The 23,305-nt window shown below is 67.1% G+C and carries 17 protein-coding genes; 2 read left to right on the top strand and 15 right to left on the bottom strand.

The features are described 5' to 3' along the window. Positions 1-76: 76 nt before the first annotated feature. From pstS to Uis4E_RS01340, 15 genes are all read right to left on the bottom strand, one after another. Positions 77-1,204 (bottom strand): phosphate ABC transporter substrate-binding protein PstS, encoded by a 1,128-nt coding sequence (gene pstS, locus Uis4E_RS01410; RefSeq protein ID WP_101621476.1) that lies wholly within the window; start codon positions 1,202-1,204, stop codon positions 77-79. 207 nt (positions 1,205-1,411) lie between these two features. Further along, the gene (locus Uis4E_RS01405) at positions 1,412-2,122 is read right to left on the bottom strand and encodes a response regulator transcription factor (protein ID WP_101621475.1); all 711 of its coding nucleotides are present in this window, start codon (positions 2,120-2,122) and stop codon (positions 1,412-1,414) included. 84 nt (positions 2,123-2,206) lie between these two features. Beyond that, the gene (locus Uis4E_RS01400) at positions 2,207-3,631 is read right to left on the bottom strand and encodes a sensor histidine kinase (protein ID WP_101621474.1); all 1,425 of its coding nucleotides are present in this window, start codon (positions 3,629-3,631) and stop codon (positions 2,207-2,209) included. A gap of 220 nt (positions 3,632-3,851) precedes the next feature. Next, on the bottom strand, positions 3,852-4,598 hold the full coding sequence (gene mtnN, locus Uis4E_RS01395) for a 5'-methylthioadenosine/S-adenosylhomocysteine nucleosidase (protein WP_101621473.1): 747 nt from the start codon (positions 4,596-4,598) through the stop codon (positions 3,852-3,854). 139 nt (positions 4,599-4,737) lie between these two features. Beyond that, a complete protein-coding gene (locus tag Uis4E_RS01390; protein ID WP_101621472.1) occupies positions 4,738-6,057 on the bottom strand; it encodes an MFS transporter in 1,320 nt (439 codons plus the stop codon). 237 nt (positions 6,058-6,294) lie between these two features. Then, complete coding sequence (locus Uis4E_RS01385; protein ID WP_101621471.1) at positions 6,295-7,485, bottom strand: 3-deoxy-7-phosphoheptulonate synthase; 1,191 nt, start codon at positions 7,483-7,485, stop codon at positions 6,295-6,297. Positions 7,486-7,789: 304 nt separating this feature from the next. Beyond that, positions 7,790-8,926: a 3-deoxy-7-phosphoheptulonate synthase gene (locus Uis4E_RS01380; RefSeq protein WP_101621470.1), complete on the bottom strand. Its 1,137-nt coding sequence runs from the start codon at positions 8,924-8,926 to the stop codon at positions 7,790-7,792. A 457-nt stretch (positions 8,927-9,383) separates the two neighbouring features. Further along, entirely contained in the window at positions 9,384-10,733 is a 1,350-nt protein-coding gene (locus Uis4E_RS01375) for a C1 family peptidase (protein WP_101621469.1), read from the bottom strand. 193 nt (positions 10,734-10,926) lie between these two features. Next, complete coding sequence (locus tag Uis4E_RS01370) at positions 10,927-12,351, bottom strand: cell division protein (protein WP_101621468.1); 1,425 nt, start codon at positions 12,349-12,351, stop codon at positions 10,927-10,929. 271 nt (positions 12,352-12,622) lie between these two features. Continuing rightward, the gene (locus Uis4E_RS01365; protein WP_101621467.1) at positions 12,623-13,279 is read right to left on the bottom strand and encodes a pyroglutamyl-peptidase I; all 657 of its coding nucleotides are present in this window, start codon (positions 13,277-13,279) and stop codon (positions 12,623-12,625) included. Between the two features lie 45 nt (positions 13,280-13,324). Continuing rightward, on the bottom strand, positions 13,325-14,476 hold the full coding sequence (locus tag Uis4E_RS01360; protein WP_101621466.1) for an ATP-binding protein: 1,152 nt from the start codon (positions 14,474-14,476) through the stop codon (positions 13,325-13,327). A gap of 179 nt (positions 14,477-14,655) precedes the next feature. Beyond that, complete coding sequence (locus Uis4E_RS01355) at positions 14,656-15,480, bottom strand: IspD/TarI family cytidylyltransferase (protein ID WP_101621465.1); 825 nt, start codon at positions 15,478-15,480, stop codon at positions 14,656-14,658. A 263-nt stretch (positions 15,481-15,743) separates the two neighbouring features. Continuing rightward, complete coding sequence (locus Uis4E_RS01350; protein WP_101621464.1) at positions 15,744-16,796, bottom strand: purine nucleoside phosphorylase YfiH/LACC1 family protein; 1,053 nt, start codon at positions 16,794-16,796, stop codon at positions 15,744-15,746. 10 nt (positions 16,797-16,806) lie between these two features. Further along, positions 16,807-18,474 carry a peptidase U32 family protein gene (locus tag Uis4E_RS01345; RefSeq protein ID WP_101621463.1) on the bottom strand — a complete coding sequence of 556 codons (1,668 nt, stop codon included), beginning with the start codon at positions 18,472-18,474 and terminating at the stop codon, positions 16,807-16,809. 515 nt (positions 18,475-18,989) lie between these two features. Then, the gene (locus tag Uis4E_RS01340; RefSeq protein WP_101621462.1) at positions 18,990-19,691 is read right to left on the bottom strand and encodes a LysE/ArgO family amino acid transporter; all 702 of its coding nucleotides are present in this window, start codon (positions 19,689-19,691) and stop codon (positions 18,990-18,992) included. Positions 19,692-20,236: 545 nt separating this feature from the next. On the opposite strand from Uis4E_RS01340, the gene Uis4E_RS01335 reads away from it, so the two are divergent. Both Uis4E_RS01335 and Uis4E_RS01330 read left to right on the top strand, forming a co-directional pair. Further along, positions 20,237-21,799 (top strand): aminotransferase-like domain-containing protein, encoded by a 1,563-nt coding sequence (locus Uis4E_RS01335; RefSeq protein ID WP_101621461.1) that lies wholly within the window; start codon positions 20,237-20,239, stop codon positions 21,797-21,799. A 105-nt stretch (positions 21,800-21,904) separates the two neighbouring features. Further along, positions 21,905-23,272 carry an ATP-binding protein gene (locus Uis4E_RS01330; protein WP_101621460.1) on the top strand — a complete coding sequence of 456 codons (1,368 nt, stop codon included), beginning with the start codon at positions 21,905-21,907 and terminating at the stop codon, positions 23,270-23,272. The last annotated feature ends 33 nt before the right edge of the window (positions 23,273-23,305 follow it).

The following is a 23,305-nucleotide window of genomic DNA, read 5'->3' as shown; positions in this document are numbered from 1 at the left end:
TCACAGGATTCTGACTGTTGTCAGTCGGTCGATCGAATCGCGCCCGTCCGCCCGTTGGGGCGGTTCAGGCCCGTCATCACTTGGTCTTGATGGCTTCGATCGACTTGGTGATCTTGTCGGTCAGGCTGGACGGCAGCGGAGCGGAGCCGGCGGCGTCCTGAGCGGCCTTCTGGCCATCGGAGGAGGTGATGTAGCTCAGCCAGGCCTTGGCGAACTCGCCCTGCTTGGCGTCCTTGTAGGCCGGGCACACGATGGCGTAGGAGACGAGAACGATCGGGTAGGCGCCCTTGGCGGTGGTCTCGTGGTTGATCTTCACGACCACGCGGTTGTCGCCCTTGGCGGTCTCGTCGAGCTGGGAGTCCTCGATGACCTTGGAGCCGGCCTCGGCGGAGATCTCGTTGTAGGAGTCGCCGACCTTCACGGCGACGGTGCCGAGCTTGCCGACCTGGGAGAAGTCAGCGTAGCCGATGGTGCCGTCGGCCTGCTGCACGGTGGAGATCACGCCCGAGGTGCCCTTGGCGCCCTGGCCGACGGAGTTCGGCCAGTTCTCGGACAGGTCGTAGTTCCAGTCGTTCGGAGCGGCGTCCTTGAAGTAGGAGACGAAGTTCTGGGTGGTGCCGGACTTATCGGAGCGGTGCACGACGGTGATGGCGGTGTCGGGCAGCTTGAGGTCCTTGTTCTGGTCGGCGATGGCCGGATCGTTCCACGTGGTGATCTTGCCGTCGAAGATCTTGGCGATGGTGGAGGCGTCGAGGTTGATGTGCTTGCCGGCGTCGGAGACGCCCTTGAGGTTGAAGACCACGGCGATCGGGGAGATGTAGACCGGGACGTCGAAGGCGGCGCCGGAGGCGCACACGGCCTCGGACTGCTTGACCTCGTCATCGGACAGGGCCTTGTCGGAGCCGGCCCACGCGGTGGCGCCGGTCAGGAAGGTGGAGACGCCCGCGCCGGAGCCGGACGGGTTGTAGGCGATCTTGGCGTCCGGGTTGTTGCCCTGGAAGCCGGCGATCCAAGCCTCGACGGCGGCCTGCTGGGAGGAGGCGCCGGCGCCCTGGAAGTCGCCGGAGATGGGCTCGGACTTGGTGGTGGAGCTGGAGCCACCGTTGGAAGTGGAGGCGGTGTTGTCGCCGCAGGCCGCGAGACCGGCCAGCATCACGATGCCGGACAGGGCGGCAATGGAGCGAACGAGGATGTTCTTACGCATTGTTTCTTTTCCCTCTATCACTTGCAAGAGGCGATCCGGATGCTGTGTGGGGGGTCATCCGAATCGTCCGTCATTTCTTGACATCTCCAAGATTAGAGGCGGCGCCAAGGGCCGAAGTCCGAAATCAGTAAACAGATGATGAACAATCCGCAATCAATGCCTACGTCGTTTTCGCCGGCCGAGGCGTAGTTTGGTCGCGTGACGAAGTCACGCGGCCGGCTTGTCGATCTTGTAGCCGAGGCCGCGCACGGTGGTGAGGTACTTGGGGTGGCTCGGGTCCTCCTCGATCTTGGCGCGCACGCGCTTGACGTGCACGTCGAGCGTCTTGGTGTCGCCCACATAGTCGGAGCCCCAGATGCGGTCGATGAGCTGGTGGCGGGTCATGACGCGGCCCTTGTTCTGCAGCAGGTATTCGAGCAGTTCGAACTCCTTGAGCGGGAAGAACACGTTCTCGCCGCGCACGGTGACCTGGTGCTGGCCGACCTGCATGGAGATGTCGCCGCACACGAGCGGCAGGTCGTCGCCCGCGCCCGAGCCGTCGCCGGCACCGGCCGGCTGCTGGTTGCGGCGCATGACGGCGCGGATGCGGGCGAGCAGCTCGCGGAACGAGTACGGCTTGGTCACGTAGTCGTCGGCACCGATCTCGAGACCGACGACCTTGTCGATCTCGGCGGACTTGGCGGTGAGCATGATGATCGGGACGCGGCTCTGCTCGCGGATGCGGCGGCACAGCGCGGTGCCGTCGATGCCGGGGAGCATGAGGTCGAGCAGCACGAAGTCGATGCCGCCCTTGGTGAACAGTTCGAGCCCCTCCTCGCCGGTCGCGGCCGCGGAGACGTCGTATCCTTCCCGCGTAAGCTGGTACACCAGCGGTTCCCTGTAGGATTCCTCGTCTTCCACGATGAGAATGCGCGTCATATTCACCCTTCCCTGTTTTGTTACGTGGACAATCCTAGTCGTTCGCCCACGATTCATCCGCTCTTCGTTCCGACTACGTAACTTCTATGCCACCTGCTCCGTCGCATCCTCGTCGTCATGCGGAATCATCACGGTATCCTCATCGTCCGCTACGTTGCTTTCGCCACCGTCGCCGTCGTCGGCGGGATCGCCGGAATCACCGGAATCACCGTCGCCCGTATCGGCATCCGCGTCAAGCGGCGTCTGGTCCGCGTCGAGCGGCAGTTCGATCGTGAACGTCGACCCCTCCCCCTCGTGCGACCACACGGACACGGTACCGCCGCAGTCGGCGACGCAGTGCTTGACGATGGCGAGGCCGAGGCCGGTGCCGCCGGTGGCGCGCGAACGCGCCGGATCGACCCGGTAGAACCGTTCGAAGATGCGGTCGATGGATTCGGCCGGGATGCCGATGCCCTGGTCGATGACGCGGATGCGCACCTTGCCGTCGCGCGCGCTGACGGCGACGCGCACGGTCGTGTGTTCGGGCGAATAGTGGATCGCGTTCTCGACGAGGTTCTTCACGGCGGTGACGATCGAATCCTCGTCGCAGGAGACGATCGCGTCCCGCTCCCCCGGCGCCGGCGCGTCGGCCGGCACCTGCACGCCGTCGTAGTGCAGTTCGAGCGCGATGTGCCGCCCGTCCGCCTGCACCTGGTTCTCGGCGATGGCCTTGCGCGCGACGGCGAGCACGCCGAGACGCTTCGGGTCGAGCACGCCGGTCGCGTCCTGCGCCTTCTGCAGGTCGATGAGCCGATGGACGAGTTCGGTCAGCCGCGTCGACTCCTTGGAGACGCGTCCGGCGAAGTACCGTACGGCGTCCGGGTCGTCGGCGGCGTCGCCGATCGTCTCCGCGAGCAGGGAGATCGCGCCGGCGGGCGTCTTCAGCTCGTGCGAGACGTTCGTCATGAAGTCGCGCCGCACCGCCTCGAACCGGCGCTGTTCGCTCATGTCGCTGATGAGGACCGCGTACAGGTCGTCGCCGACCGCGCTGACGCGCACCTTGAGATAGCGGATGTTCGACGGCATCGTCTTGCCCGCCTCGACGCCGCGGCCGGAGTCGCCGTTCGCGCCGGCGAGCGTGCGCACGCCCTCGATCGGCAGTTCGATCTCGCGTTCGCGCGTCTTGCCGTCCGCGGCGACGCGCGCGAGGATGCCGAGCGCGTCGTCGTCCGTCAGATGACGCGACTCATTCATCCCGAATTCCGCGGCGTCCTTCGTCATGTAGCGGATGCCGCCTTCGCCGTCGACGAGAATCACCGCCTCGGGGATCGCCGCGACGAACGCCTCCTCCCGCGCGCGCACCGACGGCTCGACGCCGAACAGCACGTCGTCGGGGTCGAGCGTGGAGGCGACGTGCGGGCGCGTCTCGCGCCCCACGCGCTCGCCGCGCTCCATGCCGTCGCGCCAAGCGGCGACCGCCGCCACGAGCGCGACGAGCGCGACCAGAACAAGCACCTGCCACCAGACCATGGTCCACCTCACTGACGGAAGACCGGCGGCGCGCGCGACGGGACGTCGGCGCGACCGCCGGCCGAAAACGTTTGCCCCTCCAGACTAACGGGGAAACGCGTAGGTTTCACGCAAGGCTACGTAAGTTCAGCGGATGTTCATGTTCCAGTGGACCGGCGGCAACGGACCGGCGGCAACGGACCGGCGGCGCGGCGGCGCCCGCACGGCCGTCCGCCGCGGCTCACATGCGGCGCAGGATGTCGACGGCGAGCGCGGCGGCGGTGTCCGCGTACTCGCTGATGTCGAACTCCTTGAACACCTCATAGTCGGTGTCGGCGTTGTCGGACAGGGCGCGGATGACGAGCGCGGGCACGTCGTTGCGCGCGGCGACCTGCGCGACCGCCGCACCCTCCATCTCGACGGCGTCGGCGCCCGTGTCGTGGATGACCTTCGCGACGGTCTTCGGATCGTCGACGAAGTAGTTGCCGGAGGCGATGATGCCGGTGATGTGCTTGGTGCCGGCCGCGTCGAGCGCCTCGTCGGCGATGTGGAGCAGGTGGTCGTCGGAGTGGAATTCGGTGACGGGCGCGTCGGGCGTGCCGGGCTTCCACTGGCCGACGAGGCGCATGTCGGTGTCGAGGAAGCGCAGCGTGCCGCCGAGCACGACGTCGTCGACGTGCAGTTCGCGGTTGAGGTTGCCGGCGATGCCGGAGAAGATGACGGCGTCCGGCGCGTACGTGCTGATGAGATGCTGCGTGGTCGCGGCGGCGGCGACGAGGCCCATGCCGCCCACGGTGGCGACGACGGCGAGGTCCTCGCCCTTGTTCGTGGCGATCGTGCCGCGCGTGACGTCGAGGCTGGCGGCGTGGTCGTGTTCGACGTGGTCGAGGGCGCCGGCGATGAGCGCCACCTCCTCGTCCAGCGCGCCGATGATCGCGATGGTCCTGGTGGATGCCGCCGTGGCGGATGCCGTGTGCTTGCCGGTCATGCGAAAGCTCCCCTATGGTCGATGTGCGTTTCCGCAACCGAGCATAGGGGAGCTTATGGTCAGTCCTCGCTCCGCGCCCCCTCAGGGGAAGCCGGCTGCGGAGCCGGCCGGGAGAGGACGTACGGCGGATCGGGTGGGATCAGGCCTCGTAGTCCTTGTCCTTGCTTTCCTTGATGAGGAACAGGGCGACGAGGGCCAGGGCGGCCATGATGGCCATGTACCAGCCGACGGACACGACGGAGCCGGTCTTCTGCACCAGGGCGGTGGCGATGGACGGGGCGAACGCGCCGCCGAGGATGGCCGCGAGGTTGTAGCTCAGGCCCGCGCCGGAGTAGCGCACGTTGGTCGGGAACAGCTCGGGCAGGTAGGCGCCGCACGGTCCGAACAGGCAGCCCATGAGCGCGAAGCCGACGCACAGGAACACCATGACGGTGACGACGTTGTGCTGCAGCAGGTGCATCGCGAACAGCGAGAAGACGAGCGTCAGGGCGGTGGTGGTGACGAGCACCTTCTTGCGGCCGATGCGGTCGGAGTAGATGCAGGAGATGAGGATGAAGATCGCGAAGAAGACGACGGAGGTCATCTGCATGGCGAGGTACTCGTTCTGGGTGAACGCCGGCTGCATGACCTTGACGCCGTAGCTCAGGGACCAGGTGCCGAGCACGTAGAACAGCGTGTAGGTGATGCCCATGGCGAAGGTGCCGAGGAGGACTTCCTTCCAGTACGGCACGAGCGAGCGCAGCGGGTGCTTGACGACGCGGTCGTTGGCGACGGCCTTGCGGAAGATCGGGGTCTCGGTCATGCGCAGACGCACGTACAGGCCGATGGCGACGAGCACGGCGGAGCACAGGAACGGGACGCGCCAGCCCCAGGCCTGCATCGTGTCCGGACCGAGCGTGGAGTCGAGCAGCAGGTTGAGGCCGTAGGCGCAGAAGAAGCCGATCGGGGCGCCGAGGTTCGGGAACGAGCCGTACAGGGCGCGCTTGTGCGCCGGCGCGTTCTCGGTGGCGACGAGGGCGGCGCCGGACCATTCGCCGGCGAGGCCGACGCCCTGGCAGGCGCGGCAGATGCACAGGATGATGATGGCGAGCACGCCCAACTGGTCGTAGCTGGGCAGGCAGCCGACGAGGAACGTGGAGATGCCCATCGTCATCAGCGCGACGACGAGCGTGGTCTTGCGGCCGATCTTGTCGCCGAAGTGGCCGAACAGCATGGAGCCGAACGGGCGGGCGAGGAAGGACACGGCGAACGTGAGGAACGCGAGCATGGTGCCGATGGCCGGGTTGGCCTTGGTGGCGGCCGGGAAGAAGATCGCGCCGAAGTAGCTGGCTGACGCGATGGAATAGCAGTAGTTGTCGTAGAACTCGATGGCGGTGCCCACCATCGACGCGGCGATGATCTCGGGAACGGAGTCCTTCTTCACCGAGGTGGCCGTGGATGCGACTGCGGTTGCGGACATGATGTGAATACCCCTCTTGACGAATCGCCCGGACGCCTGGGCCCGATGGCGAATCTCTCCGATGGCCTCCCGCCCATGCGGCCCGATGTGGGGGCCGGCGGCGGGGAGACGGGCAGGATGCGCGGGCGCGGGCTATCGGCTTGTGGCTGCAGCGGCGTCCGCACACCGCTGTGCTGCCTATTGGTCTACTCGCGTCATGGTCCGCACGGTGAGACTGCTCACATAGTGGACCGGTTCTCACCGCCAGCGGCGCGTGGCGACCGCTTCGGCGAGCTCGCGCAGCAGGGCCTCCGTATCCTCCCAGCTCAGGCACTTGTCGGTGATCGACTTGCCGTAGACCAACTGGTCGAGCGGCGCTGCCGGCTGGTTGCCGCCCTCGATGAAGCTCTCCATCATCACGCCGGTGATGCCCCGCTCCCCCGCGGCGATGCGCTGCGCGATCTCGCGCACCACCTGCGCCTGACGATGCTCGTCCTTGCCGGAGTTGCCATGCGAGCAGTCGACGATCACGCCATGCGCGGCCGCGGAGTCGGCGGGCATGCGCGTGCGGATCGTCTCCAACGCGGCGGCGATGCTCTCCCTGGAGTAGTTCGGGCCGGAGCTCGCGCCGCGCAGCACGACATGGCAGTCGGGATTGCCGAGCGTCTTGACGACGGCGGCGCGGCCCAGATGGTCGATGCCGAAGAACGTGTGCTGCTGCGCCGCCGCGAAACAGGAGTCGGACGCGGCCTTGACCGAGCCGTCGGTCGCGTTCTTGAAGCCGATCGGCATCGACAGCCCGCTCGCGAGCTGGCGGTGCACCTGGCTTTCGGTGTTGCGCGCGCCGATCGCTCCCCAGCTGACCGCGTCGGCGATGAACTGCGGGCTGGTCGGCTCGAGGAATTCGGTGGCGGCGGCGAGGCCTTCGCCGAGCACGCCGAGCAGGGTCCTGCGCGCGAGCAGCAGGCCCTTGCGGATGTTGCACGAGCCGTCGATGTCCGGATCGTTGATCAGGCCCTTCCAGCCAACGGTGGTGCGCGGCTTCTCGAAGTACACGCGCATGACGATGAGCAGCTGCCCGTCGAGCTCGTCCTTGAGCTTGGCGAGACGACGCGCGTAGTCGAGCGCCGCCGCCGGATCGTGCACCGAGCACGGGCCGACGACGACGAGCAGACGGTCGTCCTGCCCGTACAGGCAGGCGCGGATCTCGTCGCGCGAGTAGGCGACGATCTCCTGCGCCTCGGGGCCGAGCGGCAGGTCGGCGAGCACCTGGGCCGGGGTGGGCAGCACCTCGAACTCGAGCACGCGCCGGTTCACGATGCGGCTGACGCCGACCTGATCCTCCCAACGGGGCACGTCCGTGGCGACGAGCGGGTTCTTGCCCGCGTCCATCGCCTCGCGGATGGCCTTCAGATCCTCCGGCTTGTTGAGTGGCTGCTGTTGCTGCATGACGTCTGCGTTCTCCCTATGCTCACGGTTCCGCCCCCTAGCATAGCGGACGTTCCGCAACATGCTCCCGCCGGCGGGCTGAGCCGTGAAGCAAACAACGCACAAGGCTCCCGCCGGCGGGAGCTGGCTCGCGCAGCGAGACTGAGGGTGGTTCTTGGACGCGACGCAACGCGACCACCCCCAGTCGGCTTCGCCGACAGCCCCCGCCGGCGGGGGCGGAAATGGGCCCCTGCGACGCGGGACCGATCGTGTCCGCCTGCCCGCCGATGGGGGCGGAAATGGGGGCCGCTTGACGCGGGGATGGTCAGTCGCGGGCGGCGCGACGGGCGGCGACGGCGTCGGCGAGCGTGTGCAGCAGCTCCTCGGTGCGGTCCCACGGCACGCAGGAGTCGGTGACCGACTGGCCGTAGACGAGCTGGTCGAGCGGCGCCGGCTTCTGATGACCGGCGACGAGGAAGCTCTCCATCATCACGCCGAGGATGCCCGGCTCGCCTTCGGCGACGCGCTGCGCGATCTCCTCGACGACCTCGGCCTCGCGCACCTCGTCCTTGCCGCAGTTGCCGTGCGCCGCGTCGATGATGAGACCATGCTCGCTGGGGCCGGACGCCTTCGACTTCCTCAGATCCTCCAACGCCTGTGCGACGGATGCCTTGTCGTAGTTGGGCCCGTGGTTCGAGCCGCGCAGCACGAGATGGCAGTCCGGGTTGCCCTTCGTCTCCGCGGAGATGACGCGGCCGTCCAGATTGATGGACAGGAAATGATGCTCGAACGCGGCCGCATAGCAGGAGTCGGCGGCCGGTTTGATCGAGCCGTCGGTCGCGTTCTTGAAGCCCACCGGCATCGACAGGCCGGAGGCGAGCTCGCGGTGCACCTGCGATTCGGTGTTGCGTGCGCCGATCGCACCCCAGCTGATCAGGTCGCAGATGTACTGCGGGGTGATCGGGTCGAGCCATTCGGTCGCGGTGGGCAGGCCGAGATTGAGCACGTCGGTGAGCACCTTGCGCGCCAGCCACATGCCCTTGCGGATGTTGAACCGGCCGTCGAGATCAGGATCGTTGATGAGGCCCTTCCAGCCGATCGTGGTGCGCGGCTTCTCGAAGTACACGCGCATGACGATGAGCAGACGGTCGTTCAGTTCGCGGTTCACGGCGGCGAGCCTCTGTGCGTACTCGTGCGCCGCCTTCGGATCGTGGATCGAGCAGGGGCCGACGATGACGAGCAGACGGTCGTCGCGGCCGTGCAGGACATCGCGGATCTGCTGACGGGAGGTGAGCACCAGCTCGCTCATCGCATCGGTGAGCGGCAGCTCCCTCAGGAACGCGCGCGGCGCGGGAATCGGATCGAGCTGACGGATGTTGACGTCGACGGTCTCGGGAAAGACGGCCTGCTCCCCCAAACGACGCGCGTCCTCGGAACTATCCGGACCACGAAGTGCTGCCATGCCGACTCTCCTTTCTTGACCATGAGTCATTCGATACAAGCGCATGCGACATGCGATGCGCGATACGCGCCGCACCGTGCGGCGACCACTTCACTGTAGTGTGCCGCGCCCGAAATGCGAAACCGGCCGGCCGTTTCGTGGAACGGCCGGCCGGAAGAAGTCGGGAGCTCTTCGCGCATTAAGGTGCTTCCTCACGCGAGTGCGTCCTGCAATTACGGACTCGCCTGCGGCGAGACTCAAACCTGCCTTCGCCGTCCCCCGCGGTCTTACGACCGCGGGCCATGCCTACGGACAGCCCACCGGGCTGTCCGCTATACGGCATGTCGGCTCAGGAGCTCTCGCCCTCAGGCCAACGCTCTCCGAGCCCTGCAATTATTGACTGCCTTCGGCAGACTCAATATCTCCTCGCCGCTGTCGCGGCTCGGCGCACTCGCGAAAGAGCCCACCGGGCTCTTTCTCACGCGAGTGCGCCCATCGGATCCCATGCGGGCAGGGAGATGGCTTCCTCGTCGAGGGCCTTGAGGTACTCCTCGGGCAGGAGCGCCTTGGGGACGGCGACCTCGTAGACGTACTCGGTGAACCAGTCGTCGCTCATCGTGAAGTAGCCCTTGTCGGCGATCTTCGTGCCCCACGAGTTCTCGACGCGCCAACGGCGGGTGGAGCCGTCCTCGGCGACATCCACGCCGGCGAACGCCATCGCGTGGTTCATCGCGGAGTCGGCGAAGCGCACGCGCTCCTCCTTGTCGAGGTCGAAGTCGAAGTCGTAGATCGAACCGTACTCGAACAGGTCGGTCGCCCACGCGCCGGACTCGCGGTCCATGAACGGGTGGCAGTCGGCGCCGAACCACACCGGGATGCCCTGCTCGACGAGGATCTTCTTCACGCAGTCCTTCATGAACTGGTTCGGCACGTTGAGGTACTCGGTGGCATCGCCGCCGGCCACGTTGCCGAGATGCTCGATGGCGATCTTGCGGCCCTTCGGATGCTCCTTGCGCGGGTCGTCGACGAGGCAGACGTAGCTTTCCAGATCGGCGGAGCCCACGTACTTCTTCCAGAACTCCTGCGGCGTGATCTCGCCGTCGCGGTGGAACTCGCCGTCCTTGTCGGTCCACTCCCAGTCGAAGGAGACCGGCGGCTCGCCCAGGTGGATGGTGAGGATGCGGTGGCCGGCGGCGCGCGCCTCGGTGATGATCTCGTCGATGCGGGAATCCTCGCCGGCCGCGGCGGCGGCGAACATGTGCGCGACCGCGGTGTGCAGCATGTGGCGCAGCTGCGTGTTCATCGCGCCCGTGTTCTTCGAGGAGGCGGTCTCCGGGTAGAGGTCCTTCGGCACGGCGCCGTACTTCTTGTACACGTTCATCGCCATCGTCCACTGGCCGCCGTCGCCCATCACGTCGGCGAGCAGGTGCTGGACGAGACGGGAGTCGGCGGGTTCGCCGGCGCGCACGAGGGCGGCCACGTCCTGCAGGAAGTAGTTGATGCGCTCGAGCTTGTCGTAGTACATCGCGTAGTTCTGGGAGAACTCGAACTCCTTGAGGCCCAGGTTCTTCTTGGCGACGAAGCGGGCCACGTTCAGGGAGCTGAACAGCCAGCAGCGGCCGGAACGGTCCTGATGGGTGGCGTCGCCGTTGTCCACGACGGTGGAGAATCGACGCTGCAGCAGGCGGGCGCGGTCGTAGTTCTTCGCGACGGTGTCGATGCCGGCGGCGGTCACCGCGTTCATCGCCATGCGGTTGGTGCCGTCATCGTCGAAATCCTCGCGCAGGACGGTCAATGCATCGTTGCTCAACGGCTGCAGTTCAGTCATATCCGATTATCTCCTTGTTCTCCTTGTGGGCGGATAACAACCGGAACCAGCTTACTCGCCGTCGTGCCGTGGCGGAACCGCGCAAGCGGCGTTCCGCATGGTGGACGCGACTCGTTCGAAAAACGACGACGCCCGCCTCCCGCGCGCATACGTGCGGGAGGCGGGCATCGTAGCGCCTTGTTGCGGCGCGGTCTCAGTCGGCGTCGGCCGGCTGCGGGACCGGAGCGGGGGCCTGCGCGTCGGCGGCGGGCGCCGTCTCGGCGCCGTCGCCGGCGTTCTCGCCGTCGCCGTCGGCCGGCTGCGCGGGTTCCGGAGCGGGCACGGCGTTCTTCACCGGCACGTCCGGCGCGGCGACCGGGTCGCCGAGGAATCCGGAGAACGCGTTGGCGAACATGGAACGCAGCTCGGTGACGCGCTGCGTGATCTGCGCCTCGCGCTGCTGCAGCTCATGGATGTTCTTCTTGAGGCCGTCGAGCTCGACCTGAGCGGCGGTGCGACGCTCCTCGATCTGTGCCTCGGCGTCCTCGCCCGCCTTCTTGAGGATGGCGGCGGCCTGGGCGTCCGCGTCGGCGCGCTTGGACGCGGCGTAGGAGTCGGCCTCCTCGCGCACGGTCTTCGCCTGGCTGACGAGCTTGTCGGCCTCGGCCTTGGCGGCGGTGCGACGCTCCTCCAGGTTGTCGAGCAGCTCGCTGACCTTCTTGGTCGCCTCCTCTTGCTGGGCGGCGATGTCGGTGCGGATCTGCTGGACCTCGGCGTTCACCTGGCTCATCGTCTTGGTGCGGTGCACTTCGGCGTCGTCGGTGATCTCCTGCGCCTTCGACTTGGCCTCGTCGGTGATCTCGCCGGCCTTGCGCTGGGCGTCGGTCATCATCTTGGAGACCTGCTCGCGCACGTCGGCGAGCTTCTTGTTCGCCTCGGCGAGCGCGGCCTCGATCTGGTCGTTCGCCTCGGACTTGAGGCGGGAGAGCTCCTCGTTGGTGCTCTTGCGCTGGGCGGCGATCTGCGCGGTGGCCGTGGCCTTGAGGTCGGACAGCTCGCGTTCCTGGGAGGCGCGCTCGGAGGCCAGCTTCTTGTTATGCTCCTCGCGGGAGTTGCTGAGCTCGAGTTCGACGGTCTGACGCTGCTCGGTCACGTTCTTCGCGGTCTCGGCGCGCAGCTGGGCGGCGTCGTTGCGGGCGGTGGTGGTGATGGTCTCGGCCTCGTTGTTCGCCTGGTCGAGGGTGGAGGAGGCGCGCTGGTTGGCGTCGTCGATGATGTGCTGGGCGTCGAGCTTGGCGTTGTTGATGAGCGTCTGCGCCTGCGCCTGGGCGGCCTTGCGCGTGGTGGCGGCGTCCGCCTTGGCGCGTTCGAGCAGCTCGGAGCTGGTCTGTTCGGCGGAGGCGAGCATCTGCTGGGCGTTGGCGCCGAGCGAGGCGAAGCTGTTGTTGGCGGGCTTGCGCTTCTTCTCCTCCTCCAGCTGCGCCTGCAGCTGCAGGATGCGGTCGTCGCCGGCGGCGATCTGCTCGCGCATGCCGGCGAGCGTGCGCTGCGCCTGACGCACGCGCTCCTGCGCGGCGGCGAAGGCCTCGTCGACCTTATCCTTGTCGTAACCCCTCAACACGATCGGGAACTGATCCATGTCTGTCCTTTCGGCTCCATCACATCGCTCTACCCATAATGCGCCCTATGCGGGCATATCGAGCAAAATCGTATCCCATCGCGGCCGGAAACGGGCTGGACGCGCCCGCAATGCACACATCATTACCCACTTTTGTTCGACGTCGGCGCGTCGCGGCGTCCCGGCCACGCTGCGAAACCGCTGTATCGGCGGACATGGCGGACGCGACGTGACTCACGCACGCAATGCACGCGCCTCACGCGCCTCCGCAACGTGACTCACGCGACACAACTCATGCGATGAGGATCTCCTTCGAACTGGGACGACGGTAGTAGCGCACCGTCTCGCGCACCACGTCGCCGCCGGCCGTGACGAGCTGGCGCAGCGGCAGCCCATGCTGCGGGTGGGGCGACTCGTTGACGAGCGGGAAGCTCACGAATCCGGCGAGCACGCGCTCCTGGCCGTGCGCCCAGTTGAGCAGGTTGTAGAACAGCGAGTTGCAGACGAACGTGCCCGCGTCCGAGCTCAACGTGGCGGGGATGCCGTCGTGCGCGAAATCGGCGATGATCGCGCGCAGCGGCAGACGCGTCCAGTAGGCGGCGGGGCCGTCCGGGTCGATCGGCTCGCGCCGCGGCACCACGTTGTCGGCGTCCGGCTTGGCGGCGTCCATGAGGTTCGTGGCGCAGCGCTCCATCATCACGCCGCGCGCCGCGTGCTTGAGTCCGGTGGCGATGACGATGTTCGGCTTCGCCTCCTCGATGGCGCCGAGCAGCGTGGGCCACGCCTTGGCGAAGCTGACGGGCAGGCTCACCGCGCGGATGGTGAGGTCCACGTCGTCGAGCCCGTCGACGCCGCGTTCGGCGAGCAGTTTCGGCACCTCGTAGGAGGGGTTGACGCGCACGTCGTCATAATGGTCGAAGCCGGAGATCACGACACTGAGCTGTTGCATGGCCCCCAGTCTACCCGCCGTCGGAGTCCGCACGCCGCCCCGCAGTCATCGTTCCAGCGACATGCGGATGAAGGCGGCATGCTCGCGCAGGTATTCGCGCAGATAGGGAATGGCGAAATCCACTTTCCCGTACCCCTTGTCCACGATCACCTGCGCTTCGAGGAGCCGCATGCGGTATCGGCTCGCGTATTTCACGCTCTTGCCCATGCGCTGGGCCACGACGGACGTGGACGCCGGACCGTCGTCCTGCGCCATCGCCAGCAGATACGTCTTGTCGACGGGGGAAAGGCCGTCGAGCTCCGGCCCATGCACCGTATCCCCGAGACGGCTCAACGCGTCGCGCACTCCGCGATGCGCGTCCTCCTCCGAGACCACCGCGTCGCCGTCTCCCCGCCGGGAACGATTGGCGATACGCCAGATGGAGTAGCCGACCAGCTGGATCATGAACGGATACCCGGCCGTGGCCTCCGCCGCGATGCGCAACGGCTCGCCGTCAAGCACGATGCCGGTCTGGCGGAAGGAGTCATGCAGGGCGTCGGACACCTCCATCAGCCCCACATCCCCCAACCGTTCCGGCTGGGCTCTGCGCAGGAACGTCATCACCTCGTCGTTCAGCCATTTGGAGGCCATCGACGGCAGGCCGGCGAACACGAAGGCCACGTTCCTGTCGTCGCTGACCATATGCTGCATGGCCGTGGCGATGGCGACCATGTCGTCACGGTCGGCGGCCTGCACCTCGTCGACGGTCACCAGAAGACCCGCATCACGCCTCTCCAGCGCGTCAAGCCGCAACGACATCGCGTCGCGCAGATCGAGCGGCATGCGCTGGCGTTCGTACCGCATCGCGCCGAGGCTGCCGCCGACGCCGAACGCGTTGACCGACGGCTCCACGGTGAATTCGAATGTTCCCTTCGCCGGCTTCAGGTGGTCGAGCAGCCGTTGCGCCATGCCTTTGGAGGCGGTCTCGCTGATGGTCAGCCAGCCGCGCTCCTCCGCTATGCGCCGGAATTCGGCCAACAGCACCGTCTTGCCGACGCCGCGGGCCCCGGTGACGCGCATCAGACGCCCGGGAGCCCCGGAACCGTCGTCGAGCCCCTCGAGGAAATCATCGAGCACGCCGTCCCTGCCGATAAGAATCGGAGGGAGATGCCCCGCGCTCGGTTTGAACGGATTCGACACGACCGGCTTCTTCACCATGCGACCACCGCCAAATCTACAAAAGTCTACAAGAATCTACACGCCGCACAACAGTCTACAAAAATCTACAAGATTCTACAAGCGTCTACAAACGCAATCATCGCGCCGGAACGATATGCGAACGCCCGGCCGCATACGGGCATGCGGCCGGGCGTGACGGCTGACCTGACGACGCGCGGTCAGCGGCGGTGCATCTGGGCGGCGGCGCCGGCGAACATGGCGTGCATGCGCGCCTTCGCCTCCTCGCGCGTCATATGGTGCGTGAGGTCGGCGGCGATGCGCTCGGCGACGGGGATGTCGGCGAGCGTCGTGATCTTGAGGTTCGTCTCGCTGCCGGCGACGATCGCGACCGGCACGTCGGGCATGTAGTCGACGACGACGCGCGTGTCGTCGGTCGGATGGAAGTCCGGGTCGGCGGCGGCCAGCTCGTAGGCGTGGCGGATCGTCGCGAAACGGAACGACTGCGGCGTCTGCGCGCGGTACGTGTCCGGACGGTCCGGCACGCTCGCGACGACCTTGCGGTCGCCGAGGTCGCGCGTGAGCAGCACGGTGTCGGTGGACGCGAACGCGACGGTCGCGGCGTCGTACTCGTCGAGCGCGTCGATCGAGCCGTCGATCGCGGATTCGGCGACGAACGGGCGCACCGCGTCGTGGATGAGGATCTTCGCCTCGTCGGGGATGCCGGCCGCGGCGAGCATGCCGAGCGCGGCGGCCGTGCTGTCGACGCGCTCCTCGCCGCCGTCGATGACGACGCGCACCTTGCCGTAGCCGGCCTCGCCGATGAGCCGCTCCACCTCGCCGCGCACCTTCGGGTTGACGACGACGACGATGTCGGTGACGCGCGCGCACCGCTCGAACGCCTCGATGCTCCAGCACACGATCGGCTTGCCGCCGACGGAGACGAGCTGCTTGGGGTTGTCGGGGTCGAATCGCGTGCCGAATCCGGCGGCGAGCACCACCGCCACGACGGGCGCGGACTGGTTCTTGTTCTCTCTTACGCTCATAATGCCTCCACCGTAGAACGCGCCCCGGAACGGTGACGGAGGTCACACGCGCATCTGCACGGAATATCCGCCGGAACGCGCGGGGCGGGCGGCGGGACACGGGACCACGGGACCACGGGACCACGGGACCACCCTCACCCGCTTCGCGGGAGCTCCCGCCGGCGGGAGCGGATGGGGCCGGCCCGCGGCTCAGTGTCCAGCGCCCAGCAGCTCAGCGGCAGAGTGCTCAGCACCCAGCGATCAGCACTCAGTGGCTCAGTGGCTCAGTGGCGCACGATGAGCGCGAGGAGACGGCCCTCGTGGCGCTTGCCGGCCTTCGCGGCACGGCGATGCGAGTACCACAGCGGGTTCTCGAGCGTGCACATGCTGTGGCGGATGGCCGCGATGCGCTCGCTCAATTCGGCCGGGCCCTCGCCGTCGGTGCGGCACAGTTCGGCGAGTTCGGCGTCCTCCTCCAGGTATTCGGTGGCGGCGTGGATGCGCGGCACCGAATCGACGATGCGGTGCACGCCGGCGAACGCGAGGTCGATGCGCGCGGCCTCGGCGATGTCGATGCCGGCGCCGCCGAAACGCGTCGCGGTCTTGGTCAGCGGGAAGCGCTTGACGAACGTGTCGGCGATCTCGTCGCCCACCTCGTAGCAGTCGCCGCAGATGCACGGGCCGAGCGTGGCGACGATGTTCTCCGGCTTCGCGCCCTTGGCGGCCATCAGGTCGACGGTCGACTGGATCACGCCGCGTTCCAGGCCGCGACGGCCGCAGTGGGCGGCGCCGATCACGCCGCTCACCGGGTCGGCGAACAGCACGGGCAGGCAGTCGGCGGCGAACATGCCGAGCGCGACGCCGGTCTGCGCGGTGACCTGGCCGTCGGCCTCGACGACGTGCGGCGCGGCGTCGGTCGCTTCGGCGGACGCTTCGGCCGGCATGGTCGGCTCGGTCGGCTCGCCGGTCGCTTCGGCGGCGGTCGCGCCGGTGCGCGTGCCGGAGACGTCGAAGCCGAACGGCGTGTTGATCTCGAACGCCTCGTCCACGTCGACGGCCCTGCCGGAGTGGACCTGCGAGACGAGCGAGAGGCGCGCGCCGACCGCCTCGGCGAGCGCGATGCGGTTCGACAGGACGGCCTCCGGGTCGTCGCCGGACTTGCCGCCCAGGTTGAGGTTGCCGAAGTCGCCGGTCGACAGGCCTCCGAGACGCGTCGTGTAGACGACGGTCACGCCGGGCGCAAGCGCGATCGGGATGGTGACGGGGATGGGACGGCCCGCCTTGTCGGTGGAGCTGATCTGGTTCGAGTCGAGGATCGTCTCGTCGATTTCACTCATGGTGGTCTCCTTATTCGGCCTTCAGCGTGGGTTTCTTCGTGCGCGAGCGGATGGCCGCGTTCTCGGGCACCTCGTGCGGGCATGGCAGCGAGAACACGTGCGCCGGGTTGTTGATCGCGGCGACGGGCACGCCGTCCGCGTCCTCGAGCCCGGTGGCGGGCACCGTGTAGGCGAGCGGCTTCTCGCCGGGCAGCAGGAATTCGACGTCCTGGCCGGGTTCGATCTTGTTGCGGCTCATGATGGTCACGCGGCCGCCGCGCTCCGGACTCCACGAGAGCACTTCGCCGACGACCATCCACGCGCGAAAGTAGGCGGAGCGGTTGGTGTTCTGCGTCACCTTGCGTTCCGGGTAGTAGAAGCCGGTGGAGTAGTCGCGGTGAGCGACCTTGTCGGGTTCGTCGAGCAGCCACTCGGGCAGTTCGACGTGCGGCGCGGGACGGCATTTCGCGTGATGCCAGCCTTCCGGCAGCACCTCCTCGCGCGTGTTCGACTTGCGGCGGGCGGAGCGGGCCTTGTAGCTCAGTTGGTCGAGCTGCGCGCCGCCGGCGGAGCGTGCGGCCGCGTCCTCGGTCTTCGGCGATGCGGGGGCGGCCGGACCACCCTCACCCGCTTCGCGGGAGCTCCCGCCGGCGGGAGCGGGAACGCCGGAATCATCGCCTTCGACCGGCGGTTCGCCGGGCACGCCGACGAACGCGCGGTCGGCGTTCGCTTCGATCGCGTCGTCGGCGACGTTCGCGAAATCGGGGTCGTCGGGGCGGATCACGCGGTCGTGGAACGGCGTGATGACGTCGCCGTCCGCGGTCTCGAAGCCGCGCTGGACCATGTACTCGTTCACGGCGGTCTTGTACGCGTTGGTCATCGCGGCGATGTAGTACGCGGATTTCGAACGGCCTTCGATCTTGAGACTCGTCGCGCCGGAGTCGATCAGGTCGTCGATGTGGTCGAGCATGCACATGTCCTGCGAATTGAACAGGTACGCCCCCTCCTCGGTCTGTTCGATCGGGAAGTACTGTCCGGGGCGCTTCTCCTCGACGATCGAGTACTTCCAGCGGCAGGGCTGCGCGCATTCGCCGTGGTTGCCGTCGCGGCCGGTCAGGTAGTTGGAGAACAGGCAGCGGCCGGAGAACGCCATGCACATCGCGCCGTGCACGAAGCATTCGATGTCCATGTCGTCGGGGATGCGGGCGCGGATGTCGCGCACAGACTGCAGGTCCATCTCGCGGGCGAGCACGACGCGGCGCGCGCCGAACTCGTAGAGCGCCTGCGCGGCGCCGTAGTTGGTGACGCCGGCCTGGGTGGAGACGTGCAGCTCGACGTCGGGGGCGATCTGGTGGGCCATCATCATCACGCCGATGTCGGTGACGATCATCGCGTCGATGCCGGTGTCCTTCAACTGGCCGATGTAGTCGCGCATCGCCTCGACCTCGGCGTTGCGGGGCAGCACGTTGAGCGTCACGTACACGCGGCTGCCGCGTTCGTGCGCGTAGCGGGCGCCCTCCTCGAAGTCCTCGAGGCTGAGGTTCCTGGGGGCGCTGCGCATGCCGAACGCCTTGCCGCCGCAGTAGACGGCGTCCGCGCCGTAGTCGACGGCGGTCTTCAGTCCGCGCAGGTTGCCGGCCGGGGCGAGCACTTCGGGCTTGCGGCGCATGCGCAGGGGGTTCTTGCCATTCGTATTCATCACCCCAACAGTGTAGCGGCCCGTTATCCCCTCACGGCCCCGCCCCCGCGAAACGAAACGGCCACCACGGGCCCCACCCATTCCGCGGACTCCCCTCCCAGCGAAACGATTCGGTTACCACGCACCCCGCCCATTCCGCGAAGTCCCCTCCCAGCGAAACGAACCGGACACCACCCAACCAAGCCGGTTCGCCAACAACATCCCGTGAAACGAACCGGCCACCACGGGCCCCGCCCATTCCGCGGACTCCCCTCCCAGCGAAACGAACCGGACATCAGACAACCGCCCCGCCTCGCCCCAGCGAAACGAAACGGCCACCACCCAGCCAACCCGTTTCACGCATAGGATCCCTCGCGAAACGAGACGGACACCACGCGGACGGAACGACTCACCGACGAGCCCGGCGAAACGAAACGGACAGCTCACGATTCACCCGTTTCACATAGGGGGCGCTTAGCGAAACGGAACCGTCACCAGGCATCCCGGACGGTTCGCGGATGCCCGTACGGGATGCGTCAGAGGACGGCGAGGGCGAAGTCGAGGAGGAGTTTGACGCCGTAGAGGGTGATGACGCCGCCGCACACACGGTTGAGGATATCGATGATCCTCGGGCTGAACTTGTGGGCGAACGCGTTGACGACGAGCGTGACGCCGAGGAACCACAGCACGGAGGCGGTCTCCACGCCGGTGATGAACGGGGTGGTCTGGCCGGCGTGCAGCGTGGCTGCGAACGCGCCGAGCATCAGCGTGCCGTCGATGATGGCCTGCGGGTTGAACCAGGTGACCGCGCAGGCGGTGCCGATCGTGTCGAGGAGACCGCGCGCGCCGAGGCGGGCGGCGGGGCGGCTGGCGGGACGGACCCCAGCCTCCGATGGACGGCCTGCGGCCGGACCACCCTCACCCGCTTCGCGGGAGCTCCCGCCGGCGGGAGCGGAGGATTTCCTCGCCATGACGAGGCCCAGGCCGATGCGGATGACGACGAGGCCGCCGAGACCAAGCACGATGCGCTCCAGCCACGGGTGCGCCTGCATGAGCGCGCCGACGCCAAAGAAGCAGGACAGCGACAACGCCATGTCGAAGCAGATGACGATGAGCGCGGTGATGAGCGCGTTGCGGCGCGTGCGCGTCAACGCCGAATTGATGACGAACAGGTTCTGCATGCCGATCGGCGCGATATACGCCAATCCCATCGTGAGCCCCTGAATATACAGTCCCATCCTCGCTCCTCGTTCTTCTCGGCCGGTGCCCGCACGTTACGCGGCCCCGCCTGTGGCTCTTAGGCTCCCCTGTCAGGGGAGCCTAAGAGCCACAGGCCGACTGAGGGGTAGCCGCAGCAGCCCTCAACAGGCCCTTGGTTTTGGTTGGGTGCGAATCACCCAACCAAAACCAGCCAAACACCATTCGACCAGCCAGCCATATACGAATCACATATCACGCAATCCGCATCATTCCAATGCCGTTGCCATATCCTACGCAGCGGATTACACTTGGCAACCAGCCAAGGCGAGCATGTACCACCCAACCAAAACGCCCCCTCAGTCGGCCTCCGGCTGCCAGCCCCCCTCAAGGGGGGGCACAGAATCCGACTCCCCACCGGCCCGCTGCCGGCAGCTCCCCCTGAGGGGGGACGCAGGATTCCGTCTGGATCCTCCTCATGGTCCAGACCTTCCTTTGCTCCCCTTGAGGGGGAGCTGCCGGCGAAGCCGGCTGAGGGGGTTCACGGGAGCACGCTCGATCACCGACACGGACCAAGGAGCCGCACATGCCGCGCACCACGCCGCTCGACATCGACTGGGCGCCGGACCGCACGTCCGCCGCGCCCGTCACCGAACAAATCGTCGACTACATGTGCGGGCGCATCGCGTCCGGCGCGTGGCCGATCGGCTCGCGCCTGCCCAGTCAGCGCGCGCTCGCGGAATCATTCGGCGTGAACCGGTCCACCATCATCGCCGCCGTCCAGGAACTCGCCGACTACGGCATCGTCGAGGGGCGCCACGGGGCGGGCACGCGCATCGTGAGCAACACGTGGTCGCTGATGCTGCCCGGCGCACCCGACTGGGCGGACTACGTCTCGTCCGGGTTCTTCAAGGCGAACAACGCGACCATCCAGGCCATCAACCGGCTCGAATTCGATCCCACGAAGACGCGGCTCGGCACCGGCGAGCTCGACCCGCGACTCTTCCCGCGCGACATGTGGCGGCGCGTGGCAGGCGAGGCGGCCGCCGAGATCGACGCGCTCGGCTACCCGCCGCCGGAAGGATCGGACGCGCTGCGGGAGGCGATCGCCGCGCACATGCGCGACTGGGGCGTCGACTGCCGCCCGGAACAGGTGCTCGTCTCATCGGGCGCGCTGCAGGGATTGCAGATGATCTCGGTGAGCCTGCTGTCCGCCGGATCGACCGTCTACGCGGAGGCGCCGAGCTACATCAAATCGTTGCAGGTGTTCCAGTCGGCGGGCATGCGGCTCGCCGGCGTGCCGATGGACGGCGACGGCCTCGACGCGGACGAGCTGGGCGTGCTGCTCGACGGGAACGGCACGGCGGACCGCACGGCCGCCACCGCGACCGCGACGGAACGCGAAGGGACCCGACGGCCCGCGCCCGACGCGCCCGCCCTCCCCCGCAACCGTTCCGGCATCATTCGGCAGGACGGCTCCGTCCTCTATACGATCCCCACGAACCACAATCCGACCGGCGTCACGATGCCCGAGCGGCGCCGCCGCGCGCTCATCGACGCGTGCGTGGCGCACCGGCTGCCGATCATCGAGGATTGCGCGTATCAGGATCTCGTCTTCGAGGGCCCCACGCCGCGCGCGCTCAAATCCTATGACGAGACGGGCATGGTGATCGCGCTGGGCAGCGCGTCGAAGGCGCTCGCGCCGGGACTGCGCATCGGCTGGATCGTGGCCGACGAGCGGATCGTGCACCGTCTGGCGGATGTGAAGATGCAGATGGATTACGGCGCGAGCACGCTCAGCCAGTGGGTATTCGCACGGTTCCTGACGAGCGGGCTGTACGCGGAGTATCTGGGGCGTCTGCGCGCCGAACTGCGCCGTCGGCGCGACGCGGCGCTGGAGACGCTGGAACGGCTGTTCGCCGGGCGCGCTCGTTGGAACGTGCCGCGCGGCGGGTTCTACATCTGGCTCACGTTCGACGAGCCGGTGCGCATGGGACGGCTGTTCCAGCAGACGGCCGACCGCGGCGTGCTGCTCAATCCGGGCGACATCTACGATTTCGAGGGCGACAACGCCCTGCGTCTGAGCTACGCCTACACCACCCCGGAGGAGTTCGCCGAGGCGGCGCGAATAGTGGCGGGACTGGTGTGAGACCTGTGGTTTCGTGCGAAATGAAGGTGCATATACCTTCATTTTCGTGCAAGAACAACACATTGACACCTTCATTTTCGTGATAGCGTAGGCTGCATGACAACCATGCTCCACCGCCGCGCCTATGACCGCCTGCTCACCTGGAAACATGAGGAGCAGGGGGCTTCCGCCATCCTTCTGGAGGGCGCCAGACGAGTCGGGAAAAGCACGCTCGCCACACAATTCGGCGGCAACGAGTACCGGTCGTACATCCTCATCGACTTCTCCAACGTGGATGAGGCGGTGCTGGACCTGTTCCGCACGCAACGCACCGACCTTGACCGGTTCTTCTCCTACCTGTCCCTGTACTTCGGGGTCACGCTATACCGACGGGAATCGCTCATCATCTTCGATGAGGTGCAGTTCTTCCCCCAGGCGCGCGCGTTCATCAAGCACCTGGTCGCGGACGGCCGTTACGACTACATCGAAACGGGATCACTCGTCTCGATACGGCAGAACGTCGAGGACATCCTCATCCCGTCCGAGGAGGACTCTCTCGAACTCAACCCCCTCGATTTCGAGGAATTCCTCTGGGCCATGGATCAACGCCCCATGGCGGATGCCATACGGGAATCGTTCGAAAGCAAACACCCCCTGCCGGAAGCCATTCACCGCAAGGCCATGGATCTGTTCCGCGAATACATGCTCATCGGCGGCATGCCGAAACCCGTCGCCGACTATGCGGACGATCACGATTTCGCCCAGGCGGACAAGGAGAAGCGCCGCATCCTCTCCCTGTACCGCAAAGACGTCGCCCGATTCGCCAAAGGGTACGAGACGAAGGTGCTGTCCATCTTCGATGGGCTGCCGGGACAACTGTCAAAACATGAGAAACGGTTCTCTCTCGCCTCGATCGGCAAGACGGCGCGGATGCGCGACTACGAGGACTCGTTCTTCTGGCTGTCGGACGCCCGCATCACCAACAACTGCTACAACTCCACGGATCCGCATGTCGGACTACGGCTCGACGAGGATCACACGACGCTCAAATGCTATATGGCCGATACCGGCCTATTGGTCAGTCACGCCTTCCCCGCCGCCAGGAACCGGACGGGCGTGAACTCGGTCTACCGGGATATCCTGTTCGGCAAACTGGAACTGAACGAGGGCATGCTCGTCGAGAACATCGTCGCACAGCAGCTCAAGGCGTCCGGCCACGACCTGTTCTTCTATTCGCGAAGGGACCAGACCAACGCGGCGAACACCATGGAGATCGATTTTCTGATCCAGGCACCGTACGCCAATGCGAACCTGCGGCTGCGCGTCGCCCCGATCGAGGTGAAATCCACCGGCCGATACGGGACGAAGTCGCTGGAGAAGTTCAAGAACAAGTTCGGAGCGCGTGTGGGATCGCAAATCGTGCTGCACCCCAAGCAGATGAGAATCGACGGGGATCGCATGTACCTGCCGCTCTACATGGCGCACTGCCTGTAGAGCGGGAGTCCCCACGGCCGGCGGGCCGAGCCG

Source organism: Bifidobacterium parmae, from assembly GCF_002860365.1.
Classification (GTDB): domain Bacteria; phylum Actinomycetota; class Actinomycetes; order Actinomycetales; family Bifidobacteriaceae; genus Bifidobacterium; species Bifidobacterium parmae.
Note: the sequence above shows the minus strand (reverse complement) of the source record. Positions and strands in the feature narration are given on the sequence as shown.

Bases quoted from the DNA above. Each gene is read 5' to 3' on its own strand.
- mtnN (WP_101621473.1), bottom strand. From the start codon at position 4,598: ATGACCGGCAAGCACACGGCATCCGCCACGGCGGCATCCACCAGGACC.
- pstS (WP_101621476.1), bottom strand. From the start codon at position 1,204: ATGCGTAAGAACATCCTCGTTCGCTCCATTGCCGCCCTGTCCGGCATC.
- Uis4E_RS01335 (WP_101621461.1), top strand. From the start codon at position 20,237: ATGCCGCGCACCACGCCGCTCGACATCGACTGGGCGCCGGACCGCACG.
- Uis4E_RS01360 (WP_101621466.1), bottom strand. From the start codon at position 14,476: ATGGTGAAGAAGCCGGTCGTGTCGAATCCGTTCAAACCGAGCGCGGGG.
- Uis4E_RS01405 (WP_101621475.1), bottom strand. From the start codon at position 2,122: ATGACGCGCATTCTCATCGTGGAAGACGAGGAATCCTACAGGGAACCG.
- Uis4E_RS01355 (WP_101621465.1), bottom strand. From the start codon at position 15,480: ATGAGCGTAAGAGAGAACAAGAACCAGTCCGCGCCCGTCGTGGCGGTG.
- Uis4E_RS01365 (WP_101621467.1), bottom strand. From the start codon at position 13,279: ATGCAACAGCTCAGTGTCGTGATCTCCGGCTTCGACCATTATGACGAC.
- Uis4E_RS01370 (WP_101621468.1), bottom strand. From the start codon at position 12,351: ATGGATCAGTTCCCGATCGTGTTGAGGGGTTACGACAAGGATAAGGTC.
- Uis4E_RS01340 (WP_101621462.1), bottom strand. From the start codon at position 19,691: ATGGGACTGTATATTCAGGGGCTCACGATGGGATTGGCGTATATCGCG.
- Uis4E_RS01390 (WP_101621472.1), bottom strand. From the start codon at position 6,057: ATGTCCGCAACCGCAGTCGCATCCACGGCCACCTCGGTGAAGAAGGAC.
- Uis4E_RS01400 (WP_101621474.1), bottom strand. From the start codon at position 3,631: ATGGTCTGGTGGCAGGTGCTTGTTCTGGTCGCGCTCGTCGCGCTCGTG.
- Uis4E_RS01330 (WP_101621460.1), top strand. From the start codon at position 21,905: ATGCTCCACCGCCGCGCCTATGACCGCCTGCTCACCTGGAAACATGAG.
- Uis4E_RS01350 (WP_101621464.1), bottom strand. From the start codon at position 16,796: ATGAGTGAAATCGACGAGACGATCCTCGACTCGAACCAGATCAGCTCC.
- Uis4E_RS01385 (WP_101621471.1), bottom strand. From the start codon at position 7,485: ATGCAGCAACAGCAGCCACTCAACAAGCCGGAGGATCTGAAGGCCATC.
- Uis4E_RS01345 (WP_101621463.1), bottom strand. From the start codon at position 18,474: ATGAATACGAATGGCAAGAACCCCCTGCGCATGCGCCGCAAGCCCGAA.
- Uis4E_RS01375 (WP_101621469.1), bottom strand. From the start codon at position 10,733: ATGACTGAACTGCAGCCGTTGAGCAACGATGCATTGACCGTCCTGCGC.
- Uis4E_RS01380 (WP_101621470.1), bottom strand. From the start codon at position 8,926: ATGGCAGCACTTCGTGGTCCGGATAGTTCCGAGGACGCGCGTCGTTTG.